This window comes from Paenibacillus doosanensis, from assembly GCF_025060755.1.
GTDB lineage: Bacteria > Bacillota > Bacilli > Paenibacillales > NBRC-103111 > Paenibacillus_S > Paenibacillus_S doosanensis.
Window position 1 is genome coordinate 1 of sequence record NZ_JANYUY010000025.1, and the last position, 12,915, is coordinate 12,915.

At 55.2% G+C, this 12,915-nt stretch carries 6 protein-coding genes and 2 pseudogenes; all 8 read left to right on the top strand.

Features of this window, described 5'->3' with window-relative positions; all coding sequences use genetic code 11:
• The first annotated feature begins 675 nt into the window (after positions 1 to 675).
• The 8 genes and pseudogenes from N0M98_RS18210 to N0M98_RS18240 all read left to right on the top strand — a co-directional run bounded on the left by N0M98_RS18210 (position 676) and on the right by N0M98_RS18240 (position 12,845).
• Positions 676 to 3,183: an S-layer homology domain-containing protein gene (locus N0M98_RS18210; RefSeq protein ID WP_259618753.1), complete on the top strand. Its 2,508-nt coding sequence runs from the start codon at positions 676 to 678 to the stop codon at positions 3,181 to 3,183.
• Positions 3,184 to 3,372: 189 nt separating this feature from the next.
• Positions 3,373 to 4,377 (top strand): ABC transporter substrate-binding protein, encoded by a 1,005-nt coding sequence (locus tag N0M98_RS18215; RefSeq protein ID WP_259618754.1) that lies wholly within the window; start codon positions 3,373 to 3,375, stop codon positions 4,375 to 4,377.
• 232 nt (positions 4,378 to 4,609) lie between these two features.
• Positions 4,610 to 7,129, top strand: coding sequence for an O-antigen ligase family protein (locus N0M98_RS18220; RefSeq protein WP_259618755.1), 2,520 nt, complete (start codon positions 4,610 to 4,612; stop codon positions 7,127 to 7,129).
• 365 nt (positions 7,130 to 7,494) lie between these two features.
• A pseudogene (gene sda, locus N0M98_RS33905) lies at positions 7,495 to 7,611 on the top strand (sporulation histidine kinase inhibitor Sda); the annotation flags it as partial.
• Positions 7,612 to 7,641: 30 nt separating this feature from the next.
• Positions 7,642 to 8,670: an ATP-binding protein gene (locus tag N0M98_RS18225; RefSeq protein WP_259618756.1), complete on the top strand. Its 1,029-nt coding sequence runs from the start codon at positions 7,642 to 7,644 to the stop codon at positions 8,668 to 8,670.
• Between the two features lie 49 nt (positions 8,671 to 8,719).
• Positions 8,720 to 9,751: pseudogene (locus tag N0M98_RS18230) on the top strand (glycosyl hydrolase family 95 catalytic domain-containing protein); the annotation flags it as partial.
• A gap of 250 nt (positions 9,752 to 10,001) precedes the next feature.
• On the top strand, positions 10,002 to 11,018 hold the full coding sequence (locus N0M98_RS18235) for a LacI family DNA-binding transcriptional regulator (protein ID WP_259618757.1): 1,017 nt from the start codon (positions 10,002 to 10,004) through the stop codon (positions 11,016 to 11,018).
• Positions 11,019 to 11,102: 84 nt separating this feature from the next.
• Positions 11,103 to 12,845: a sensor histidine kinase gene (locus tag N0M98_RS18240; protein WP_249865526.1), complete on the top strand. Its 1,743-nt coding sequence runs from the start codon at positions 11,103 to 11,105 to the stop codon at positions 12,843 to 12,845.
• Positions 12,846 to 12,915: the final 70 nt, after the last annotated feature.

A 12,915-nucleotide genomic window follows, 5' to 3' on the forward strand; every position in this document is an offset into this window, starting at 1 on the left:
AATATGGACTTAAAACGCTCTTGTAATCTGCATGCACATGAATGACGAACATCGGAAAGCCGTATGAGGGAAAACCTCACGTACGGTTTGATGAGGAGGGGCAGATTTCTCTGCCCTTTACTCTAGGAAAAAGGGAGAGCAAGCGTTTGCAATTGCAGGATTTCCCAAGCGGGGCGCGAATATGTATGTTTATGCAGAAAGGCGCATCGTTGCCGAAGCAAGCGGTTTACGAAGCTGGCTTTTTTGTTGTGCAGGCTGGTTCATGCGCCAGGTTCAGTGCCTGCTGGGGCTGACGGACGTCGATATGCGTCGGCGATCCACCGCCGAGCCGGCTCGGGTCGCATATTATGTATGCGCTTGCAACCGGATTGTTGCCGGCCGATATTCACCTTGTATGCTGCAGGGGCAAAATAACCCATCTGCCCATGACGGTCTTACAAGTCGGAATGAAGCGGCGGCAATGTTCGCGCACCGACAGATGGCAAGGCTCTCTGTCCCAAGCTTATCGGAACTGGCGGGCGGGAACAACGGGTTGTCCCGATGTTGTCCGTCTAGGTATCCATTTCCCATGCAATGACAGTACTTTCGGCAATATGCCGATCTTCGGGACAGTTTGGAAGAGAACATGACTCTAGTTCAAATGAAATCACTTGGCCATAAGGAGGCGTAAGAAGGTTGAAACGATTTATATCTTTGCTTACGGCTGTTGTACTGATGCTCGCCGTTGCCGGCATTCCGGCAGGCGCGTCAGCGGCGGCTTTGACAGCGTCGCTTCAGGCATCGCTGGATAAATCGTCGGGGACGGTAACGTTGACCGGCAGTTTTACTCCGGGAAAAGAAGTTGCGCTAAAAGTGCTGACTCCCGCGCAAGCGGTCGAATATGTAGATCAGGTACAGGCAGGAGAGGACGGTCGTTTGGAGTTGTCGTTCCGGCTCAAGGATAAAAGCTTGCCCGGGCTTTATAAGGTCAGCGCTTCCGACGGAACTCTGCAAGCGCAAACGGAATTCGGCTTTGCCAATACGGCGCCGACGCTGTCGGGCTTGGCCGATCAGACGATCTATATGAACGAGAGCACTGCGTCTATAAGTTTTAAAGTATCCGATGCAGAGACGCCCGCCGAGAAGCTGGCAATCAAGGCAACTTCGGATAACCAGGAACTAGTAGCGGATACGGGCATTGCACTTGGAGGAAACGGCGGTCAACGTACGGTGAAAATCGCGCCTAATGAAGACAGGTCGGGTGTAGCTGTCATTACGATTAGCGTAAGCGACGGCGAATTGACGACAAGCGGCAGCTTCAAGCTGAACGTGCTGAAAAAGGATGAGCCGCAGCCGGAGAATACGGCGCCGACGCTGTCGGGCTTGGCCGATCAGACGATCTATATGAACGAGAGCACTGCGTCTATAAGTTTTAAAGTATCCGATGCAGAGACGCCCGCCGAGAAGCTGGCAATCAAGGCAACTTCGGATAACCAGGAACTAGTAGCGGATACGGGCATTGCACTTGGAGGAAACGGCGGTCAACGTACGGTGAAAATCACGCCTAATGAAGACAGGTCGGGTGTAGCCGTCATCACGATTAGCGTAAGCGACGGCGAATTGACGACAAGCGGCAGCTTCAAGCTGAACGTGTTGAAAAAGGATGAGCCGCAGCCGGAGAATACGGCGCCGACGCTGTCGGGCTTGGCCGATCAGACGATGACCACGAAGCAGTCGTCGCTGGAGTTGGAACTGACCGTCGGCGATGCCGAGACCGATCCGGCGGCGCTTGTACTATCCGCTTCCGCAGATAATAAAGAGATCGTGCCGGATATGGGACTCTCCTTCGGCGGTGAGGGGGCCAAACGCACGATGACGATTACTCCCGTTTCGGGCGTAACCGGCAAGACGAACGTTACGGTCACGGTAAGCGACGGCACGCTAACCGCCAGCAAGAGCTTCGGATTGTCCGTGGTTCTTGCGAATAAAGGAAGCTCCGGAGGAACGGGCTCGGGCGGATCGGGCGGATCGGGCGAAGGCGCAGCGGAGGCGGACGGCGTTCTGAAGCCGCAGCCTACGCTCGACCCGGCAACCGGCACGGCTGTCGCTTCGGTAAGCCAAGAAGAGCTAGAGAAACTATTGGAAGCTGCGGGCCAAACCGTCGTTACCATCCAACTGCCGAAGGTGGAGGGAGCCGAAGCTTATATGCAGGAGCTGCCCAAGGCTGTTCTGACCGAGGGAGGAGCTTCGACGAGCATTGTGATCGTAACGGAATTCGGCACGATCACTCTCCCGGGCAATATGCTCGCCGGCACCGATACCGGCAGTGCGCAGACGATTTCGATCCGCCTGGCTCAGGCGGATACGTCCAAGCTGTCCGCTGACGTGCAGCGTCATATCGGCGGCCGTCCTGCGGTTGACGTAAGCCTGTGGGTCGGCGGCAAGCAGCTGGCATGGAGCAGCGCGGCGGCGAAGGTACGGATCGCTTTGCCTTACCAGCCTGCGGCCGAAGAGCTGGGCAGTCCCGAGCATCTTACGGTGTGGTATCTGGATGGAGCGGGAACGCCGATTCCGGTACCGAGCGGCCGTTATGACGCAGCTTCCGGTCAAGTCGTATTTACAACGAACCATTTCAGCCTATTCGCGGTTGTTTGGGTATCCAAATCGTTCAGCGACATGACTGGATACGAATGGGCGCAAAAAGCGGTTGAAGCGATGGCGGCCAAAGGCGTGATCGATGGCACGAGCGATACGACGTTCGAACCGGGCAGCCGCGTTACCCGAGCCGATTTCACGCTGCTGCTGATGAGAGCGCTCGGGCTTACGGCCCAGCCGGGCCCGTCGTTCGACGATGTGCGGCCTGCGGATTATTACTATGAAGCGGTATCGGCGGCGAAGGCGCTCGGTATCGTAGAAGGACAGGCTAACGGAGAGTTTAATCCGAATCAGAGCATCACGCGGCAGGACATGATGGTTATCTCCGCCCGGGCGCTGCGGGCCGCAGGCAAGCTGGGCGCCGCTGGGGACTCTGCGGATTTATCGATGTATGCCGATAAGGCCGACGTCGCTTCGTACGCCGCGGCCGATGTCAGCGCGATGACTCGCGAGTCGCTGCTTGAAGGCAGCGGCGGGCGGATTCATCCGCTCGATCCGACGACCCGCGCCGAAGCGGCCGTACTGGTTTACCGCATGTACAGCAAATAAATACGGTTGGTTGACGCAAGCGAATCCCTCGGTTCTCCTGATGCAGGAGCCGGGGGATTTGCCGTTCGCGGCACAGGGAAGGGGCACGCGTCTGAAAAAGAGATTGACAACTACCCGGCATTCAAGTACTATTGACAATGTTAATGAGAATCATTATCAGATGATGAGATTACAGGAGGTCTAGACAGAATGCTTTACCAAAACAAATCATTTCGGATGAGATCAGCAACGTTGCTTGCTGTTATTTTAATGCTGTCCGTTTTTCTTGCCGCTTGCGGCTCGAAGGAGCCGGCTCAGCAAGGCGCTGCGGACAATAAGCAAGGAGCGCAAGCGGCGGCTTCGGACGCTCCGCGTAAAATTAAACATGCGATGGGCGAAACGGAAGTTCCGGCGCATCCGAAGAAGGTCGTTATTTTGACGGACGAAGGAACGGAAGCGCTGCTGGCGCTGGGCATCAAGCCTGTCGGGGCGGTACAATCGTATGTAGGCAATCCGTGGTTCGATCATATTAAAGCCGATATGGAAGGCGTGACTGTTTTGGGTGCGGAATCCCAGCCGAACCTCGAGCTGATCGCTTCGCTTAAGCCGGATCTGATCATCGGCAACAAAATGCGCCACGAGAAAATTTACGATCAATTGAAGGCGATTGCCCCAACCGTCTACTCCGAGACGCTGCGCGGCGAGTGGAAAGAGAATTTCAAGCTGTACGCCGACACGCTGAATAAGAAACAAGAAGGCGATCAAGTTATCGCCGCTTTCGACAAGCGTATCGAAGACTTCAAGAGCAAAGCCGGCGACAAGCTGAAGGAAAAAATAGCCGTCGTTCGTTTTATGGGCGGCAAGACGAGATTCTATTACGGCGATATGTTCTCCGGGGTTATTTTCAAACAAATCGGTTTTCCTCGTTCCGATCCGAAGAGCGACGAGAAGGCGTTCGAGGATATTACCAAAGAACGTTTGCCTGAGCTGGACGCCGCCGACCGCGTCTTCTACTTCACTTACGAAACCGGCGACGGCAAAGGGACGAAGCAGGAGCAGGAATGGATGAACGACCCTCTCTGGCAAAATCTGAAAGTCGTGAAAAACAACAAACTGACGAAAGTCAGCGATACGACTTGGAATACGGCGGGCGGCGTAAAGGCAGCCAATCTTATGCTTGACGATCTGTACAAAATTTACGATGTAAAGCCGTAATAACTCCATCATATCCTCTTACCGAATCGGTCGTTCCCTAGGAACGGCCGATTTTTTGCGGCAAGAAACCGTAGCACGGCAAATAATGGGGGGCTCTGTTCTCGCTTAGTCGTTAAATGGCGACGGTTATAAAATTTTGGTAAATAAGGAAACTGAAACGCAAAACGCAGCGTCTAACTATGTAGAATCGAACCGTCGAACAGGTTCATAAATGGTTGGGGGTTGTCGTCTGATGTTAACGGAGCATAAATACCGCAGCCGGGGGCTGGCTGTGCCGTCACGCCGCGGTGAAGAGCGAAGCGTCATGATGTACGGATTGTTAATTTTGTTTGCCGGGCTGTATTTGCTGGCAGCGCCATTTCAGAGGGGGTTGTTTTTGGCGGCGCGCGTCGAGGGCGATCCGCGGGTGAATTTGTCGTATGAATTGCCGATTCAAAGCACGCTCCTGCTGATCTCGTTTGTCATGCTGGCCATGGCCGTATATGTATGGAAATACCGCGATCAGCTGGGCAAGCATACGGCCGCCGTGATTCTAGTATGGCTGCTGCCTGTCAGCGCGCTGTGCTCTTATTTTCAAGCGGTGTCTTTACATTACGGTTTTTTGCTGATCCAGGCGCAGGTTTTGTATGCGGCGATGTTTTTGCTCGGGCTGCTCATTACGCTCCATCCCGCTGGCCGCAAGCTGCTGCCGCAGTTTGTGGCGTTCAGCAGCTATGCGGTTGTCGTGTACGGCTTGCTTAATTTATTCGGCAACGTGCATTACAACGGAGCCGTAATGGTGGAATCGTACGGATTAAGGCTAAGCTCCGTGTTTCAATATCCGAATGCCAATGCGGGATTTTTGCTGCTTGTCATTGCCTGCGCCGCGTACGGAGCGGTTACGGCGAGGAATCAATGGGTATCCCTGCTCCACGCCGTTATGCTCGTTCCCGCCCTGCTGTCGCTTATGCTGACATTGTCGCGGGGCGCATTATTGATGCTGCCGCTCATTCTCTGGCTGCTGCTGTTTCTGCTGCCGGTCTCCAGACAGCTGCTGCTGCTTTTGCATGCGGGCGCGGCGGCGATAGGGATGCTGTGCCTGCTGACCTCCGTTACCGAGACGGCGTTAACGGTTCAGCAGCATGCCGCTCCGGCGCCGCTATGGCCAAGCTGGGGCCTGCTGCTCGGCGCATCCTTGGCGGCGGCGCTCGTCAGCGTCGGTTTGCAGCATGTCGTTCTGCTGCGTTTGCCGAAGCTTCGGCCGGGCGGGGACGCGGTCGTCGCCGGCGGCGAGCAAGAACATAAGCCGGCTCCCTTATGGAGTCGGCGTTGGACGCTTCCGGCCGCGCTTGCGCTGCTTGGCGCTGCCGCTGTGTTCCTGGCGGCGTCGGACAGCCCGCTGCTGAATTTGCTGCCCCGTACGCTGGAACAGCGGATTCGCAGCATCGACTTTCAGCAGCACAGCGTTCTGGAGCGCGGCGTGTTCTATATGGATTCGCTCAAAATCATCCGCGACTACCCCGTATTCGGTGCCGGAGGCGGCGCTTGGTCCGCGTTATATCCGACGTATCAGAGCTATCCGTACACAAGCCGTCAGGCGCATAATTTTATTTTGCAGCTGTGGGTCGAGCAGGGGACGGCGGGAGTGCTTGCCTTCCTCGCGTTATTCCTCTATACGGCGATTCGTTACATACGGGCGGTAAGCCGCTTGGGAGTATGGCAAGAGCCGCATCTGTTCTATGCGATCACCGCCGGAGCCTTGCTCTTGCATAGTGCGATAGATTTCGATTTAAGCTTTGTTTATCTCGCTTCCGTCGTTTTTCTTTGCTTGGGCGGCATGGCCGCCATTGGGGGAGAGAGGCTCGGAGAAAGCTCTGCAACGGACAAGCGGGTCAGACGTTGGAGTGTCGGCAACGCGAAGCCTGCTGCGGCCTACAGCGTACTGCTGGCCGCAGCAGCGATATTTGTGCTGATCACGGGGGCGTCGTATGTATCCGGCGGACGGACGATGCAGAGCGCGGTGAACAGTTTGTCGGGTCAAAGCGAGATCGACGTCAAGGAGACGGCGGGACTGATGCAGGAAGCATTGCGCAAGCAGCCCGACAATCCCGGGTATATGCTGCTGCTCATGAATTTGCTGGAGCTCGGTTACGAGCAAACCAAGGATGAGCGCTTCGATCAGGAAGCCGGTAATTGGATGGCGCAGCTGCAAAGAGTGGAGCCGTTGTCCAAGGAGCTGCTTGAAGCAAGATGGAACCGCGCCGTGCGGCAACAGGATCTCGACCAAGCTTTGACGATTGCGGATGAAGCGCTGGGCCGTTTTCCGTGGGACCAAACGATGTATGAAAGAGCCATGGGGCTCCGGTTTCAATTAAGCGAGAAGGAGCGGCTTGAGCATCACGATCAGGCTGCCGCAAAGCGGCACCGCACGCTAGGGACGGAGCTGTTCCGCCAATTTTTGCTGAAGAGAAAGCAGCTTGACGATATGCCCAAAACGATCAACCTCGGCAAATCCTTCGAGGTTACTCCGGCCATGGCGATTTCGACAGGGCAGATGCTGTACATAGAGGGGCAATATACGGAAGCGGCCGCAGCATTGAAGCTGGGGATGGACGGGCGGCTGGAGGAGCCGATTCAGCAGGCGATTGCCCGCTGGTACCTGGCGGCGCTTGCCAGGGCGGGGAAAGCGGATCAAGAGCTGCTCGGCAAGCTTATAGAGCAGAATAAGGAAGAACAAAACTTGCTGGAGCAGTTGATTCATGCGCAATTCTAAAAGCGGCCGCTAACTGCAGAGAACCTTGCATCCCCGCAAGGTTCTTTGTCGTTGTTTAGGAAATGATGCACAGCCATATCCTGTGGAAATCCGTGGTCTCCCCCGAAAGGAAAGTCTACCCATAGAACGATCCCAGAGGAATGGTTAGACGCCGATCCAGCTTAGGCTGGATGCGGACGGAATAAGCTTCAGAGCATCACGTCACTTTTGGGGGATTGGTTCTGCCAGCCGGATCGCTGCAAAGCGAAGTGGGATTTATATCATTTTTTTCCATAGGGTAATCTTGTTAATCTCTCAATAAACAGCGGGGAATATGCTATAATATAGTATCTATCCGAAGATTGTGAGTAAGCGGGGATTCGATCATGCTCAGGAAATTTAGCGACCAAGAACTAGTTGAGGTATATTCGAAATGCATACAAGAGAATTTAGGCGATGACTTTAGGTTTATTTTGGAGAATGAGTTGGAGCAGCGAAAGCTTGGCTTCACTGCTCATAAGGAGCTGAACCCATTGACCTTTGGAAAATCGAATTTGGACTTTTATCAACTAGTCAAGTATTCGCTGGACAGCTATTTTGTGCTGCAGGATCATAAAGTCATCTACGTCAATCAAGCCGGCTTCGACTTGCTGGGACTGCAATATCCTGAGCAAATTATCGGCGAATTGTTTCACCGGTTTTTGCATCCCGATTTTCATTATAGTATCGGCAATCAACTGGAAAGCGTGCTGAGGGGCGAAGCGAGCGAGCTGATGGAGCAGCGCATGGTCAGGGCGGACGGGGAATTGATCGATGTGGAGGTTATGCTCGCCCCGTACCATATGGAACAGCAGAGGCTTGCCCAGGTCATTGTCAGAAACATTACCCAACGGAAGCTGACGGAACGGAGATTGCACAATCTCGAGAAGCTGTCTTCCATCGGGCAGATGGCGGCAGGCATCGCGCATGAGGTGCGCAATCCGCTGACGGCCGTCAAGGGCTTCGTCCAGCTGCTGGAGAAGGAGATGAACCATTCGTATTTGCCGGTCATCGTCGACGAGCTGGACAACGCGATCAAGACGCTGAACAACCTGCTGCAGGTGGCGAAGCCCGATCTGAACAACGAGCCCGACGTCTCGATTCATCTGTGCTCCGAGCTGGAATCGCTCATTTTCCTGTTCCAGGAGAAGCTGTACAAGGTGACGGTGCATAAACTGTTCAGCGACACCGACAGGGAGATTCGCGGGAAGAAGAACCTGATATTGAAGGCGTTTTTCAACCTGCTAAAAAATGCGATAGAAGCGATAGACGGCAAAGGCGAGATTACGATCGAGCATTTTTTCAAAAACGATATGGTCCATATTAAAATCAGCGATACGGGCAAGGGGATTCCGGCATCGAAGATCAGACTGCTCGGGACGCCTTTTTTCACAACGAAGGACGACGGCATCGGCATGGGGCTCACTCAGGTGTTCACGACGATCCACGAGCACGGGGGCCATATTCATGTGGAGAGCCACGAAGGTAAAGGAACGGTATTCCATATTCAGCTGCCGGCATAAAGCGATTTAGGCGGCGTCCGGCAAAGAGCCTGCGGTTGCAGGCTTTTTTGCCGCGTATTGGACGATGGGCGCAGCCTGGCTCTGCCTTCATTTATGGGAGCATTACAGCTTCACACAAGACGGCGCTTTTCTCAAGCGGTCTTATGAGACGATGAAGGAAGCCGCGCAGTTTTTTCTCGATTTTCTGATCGAAGACGCGCAAGGACAATTGGTTACTTCACCTTCGGTTTCGCCGGAAAACCGTTATATGTTGCCGAACGGCGAATCCGGCACGCTCTGCTGCGGACCGGCCATGGACAGCCAAATACTGCATGAGCTGTTCAGCGCGTGCGTCGATGCCTCCCTGATTCTCGGCGTCGACGAAGCCTTCCGTTCCGAGCTGTCGGAGGCGCTGCGCAAGCTGCCGCCGATTCGCGTCGGCCAATACGGGCAAATTCAGGAATGGCTGGAGGATTACGAGGAACAAGATCCCGGCCATCGGCATATATCGCAGCTGTTCGCGCTGCATCCGGGCACGCAGATCAGTCCGGATCGGATGCCGGAATGGGCGGCGGCCGCCCGCGCCACGCTGGAGCGGCGCTTGGCTCACGGGGGAGGGCATACCGGCTGGAGCCGGGCGTGGATCATTAATTTCTGGGCGAGGCTCGCGGACGGGGAGCAAGCCTGGTTCCACGTGAAGGAGCTGCTGAGGAAATCGACGCTGCCGAATTTGCTGGATAACCATCCGCCCTTCCAAATCGACGGCAATTTCGGAGGCGCGGCGGGCATCGCCGAAATGCTGCTGCAAAGCCATGAGGGAGTGATCCGTCTGCTGCCCGCGCTTCCGGCCGCTTGGCCCAGCGGCAGAGTCAAAGGCTTGAAAGCCCGCGGAGGCTTCGAGATCGACATCGCCTGGGAGAAGAGCGAGCTGGTACAGGAGTCGGTCCGTACGACCAGAGCGGGAGAGATACGAATCCGGGCGAAGCAGCCGGTGCGGATAGAGGATGCGGCCGGAAATCCGGTTTCTCATCGCTGCTTGCAAGATGCGATCTCATTTTCCGGCTCGGCCTCCTCCTGCTACCGCGTGCTACTGGAAGCTTAAGGCCGCGCAAATTCGGCATCAAACATGACTTCGAATGACTTCCATTTCCATAGGAGGTCATTTTTTTTGTACATATGGAGGCGGCCGCCGCCAAAACTATGGTAGTATGAGATTTACCGAAACTTAATCTTCAGCCCGGCAAAAACGGTTGTAAGCCGATTTTGGGCTCTATATAATAAAGTAGAGAAAGGTTAAACCGGTTTAATAGGGACGGCGCATCCGGCCGGCCCGGAGAGGAGGTGCGTCAAGGATGGCCACCATTGACGATGTCGCCAAGCTGGCAGGGGTTTCCAAAGGGACGGTATCGAATGTGTTCAGCAAAAAACGGCCGATCGGTCCCGAAGCGACCAAACGCGTATTCGAGGCGGCCCGACAGCTCGGTTATTATCCGAATCATATAGCGAGAAGCTTGGCGATCCGCAAGACGATGATCGCCGGTCTCAGGATGCCGATTCCGAAGGACGGGATGATGTCGCAGTTTGAAATTCAAATGATCAACGGCGTCTTGAACGAATGCGCCAAGCACGGGTTTCGGGTGCTGCTGGATACGCTGCCCGAGCATGACGATCCGAACCAATTCACGGTAGACCCGGTGGACGGGGTCATCATGCTGAATCCGCGCAGGGAAGACCTGCGCATCGAGATGTACCGTCAGATCGGGATGCCGCTTGTGCTGGTGGGACGGCCGGACCCGATGGACCCGGGCGTCAGCTATGTGGATAACGACAATGCCGAACTGGCCTGCGAAGTGGGACGGTACTTGCTCTCGTTCGGCCATGAGTCGATCTTGTTCCTGAACGCCTCGTCGGATATGACGGTAGCCTTCGACCGGGAGCGCGGGCTTGCCGCGGCGCTGGCGGAGCAAGGCATGCCGCTGCCGCCCGAGCAGGTGATGAACTATTCCCGCGAGCTGCATCGCAGCCCTACGGAGTACGGATACCGCGCGGTTCTGGAGACGATGAAGAGCCGGAGCTATACGGCCGTCGTAGCCGATACGGACCGGGTGGCGCTGGGCGTGCTGAGGGCGGCGAGGGAGCTGGGGCTGAACGTGCCCGACGATTTGTCGGTCATTGCGCTCAGCAATGACGCGAGACTGGCGCAGGAGATGACGCCTCCGCTCACATGCGTCGAGCTGTCGGCCGAAATGCTGGGCGCGCAGGCGGCGCAAATTTTGATGGAGAAAATGGAGAATGCCAATGTCGTGCGCCAGCATACGGTCCGGGCGAAGCTCGTCTTCCGGGAGTCGTGCAAGAAGCGGCCCCGGTAATTTCGGGCTGCGGCAAGTAAAGAGCATAATAAAGCGATTATGAAAGCGCTTTATTAACGTTTCGTAAAGCGAGGCTGAACATCGATGAGATTCCCTTTATGGCGCAACGACTATTCCAAGCCTTATTCGCTGAAATACCAGCTGATCGTTATTTTATTTATCAGCTCGCTGACGCCGCTTATATTAATCGGCAGCATTTCTTACTTTTCCATGTACGCCATTTTGCAGAACAAGGCGGAAGGCGGCGTGCAGAGCAATTTGCATCAGGTGCGGATTTCGCTCGAGGATACGATAGGCCAGCTCAATCATACTTCCCAGCAGCTTGCGTTTGACGGGAGGGTGGGCAAAAGCCTGGAAAGCTATTTATCCGCCGACACCTACGAGAAAAAACGGCTGAACGACGATATTCGCAGCGAGCTGAGCCTGATTCATTTTACGAATCCGACGCTTGGGCTGATGTTCTATTATTTCGCCGACGACGATCAGAAGCTGTTCGAGAACTTTAATGTCCGCGACGTGGATATTTTGAAGCTTCCGGTGCTGATTCGCTTCGATAAAATTACGTATTACGGCCCGCACCGGTCGTTGAATCCGATCGACGGCAATGAAGTGCTGTCGATTCTGCGCAAGGTCGAGCTGCCGGGCCGCGACGATGTGTACGTCTATATAGAAACCAATTTCAAGCTGGCCGAGAGCATTATTAAGGACAACGACCAGTTCGGCGGCCATTTGGTTCACCTGATCGTGGACAATAACGGGAAGGTCGTTTACAGCGAAAATACGGAGGATTTCCCCATCGGCTCCAGCGCCTTGTCGGCCAAGATGAAGGAAGCGCCTTCCGGCAAATATTATATGTTCGAAGAGACAAGCAATCAATCGTGGAAGGTGATGGCGGCCGTCCCTCAATCGGTTTACAAGCAGGAGATTAACCGCTGGATCAAGCAGTTCGCCCTGTTTGCCGTGCTAACGCTGGCTGTGAGCGGGTTGCTGGCCTGGCTGATCTGGCGCGCCGTTTACCGCCCTTTGAATACATTGAACGCAGATATCCGCAATGTGAAGCATAATTACGAATTTTTCCCGACAAGACAGTCCCGTATTACCGAATTCGCGGTCATTTACCGGGAGTTCGCCGATATGCGCAGCCGCATCTTCGAGCTGATCGGAGAGGTGGAGCGGAAGGAGAAGAGCAAAGCGCTGCTTGAAGTGGAGAAGCTGATGACGCAGATTAATCCGCACTTTATTCACAATACGCTGGATACGGTTCGCTGGCTGGCCCGCGCCAACGGGCAGAAGGAAATCGACCGGCTCGTATCGATGCTCAATAAAGTGCTTTATTATAATCTCGGCAAGGGAGGTCCCGCCCGCATACGCGACGAGATCGATGCTCTGAAGCAATATGTCGAGCTGCAGGGAATCCGGTATCATTTTGAATTCGACGTTCATATCCGGGCCCATCCGAATGTGCTGGAGCTGCCGATCCCGCGGTTTATTTTGCAGCCGCTGGTTGAGAACGCGCTGTACCACGGCATGGAGGATCAAGGGGCCATTGAGGTCGTTGTCCGGGAAGACGGACCTGCGCATATCGTCATTGAAGTTAAGGACAACGGGGAAGGGATGGCCCAAGAGGACATCGACCGGCTCATGCAGGAGGACAACGCGGAGCGTAGAATGGTCGGGCTCGGCATCGGGCTGCAATATGTGTACCGTATGGTGAAGTTCCAGTTTGGGCCGGAGGCGAGCTTTCATATCGAAAGCGCCAAAGGGGCGGGGACGACGATCCGGCTGCGTCTTCCGGCAGCGGAAGCGGCAACCGCTCTTGCGAAGTAAAAGCGTATTCGGCCGCAGGTTCGATCGGTGAGCATGCTGCCGGGGAAGCAGACGTCATGTACAGGACACT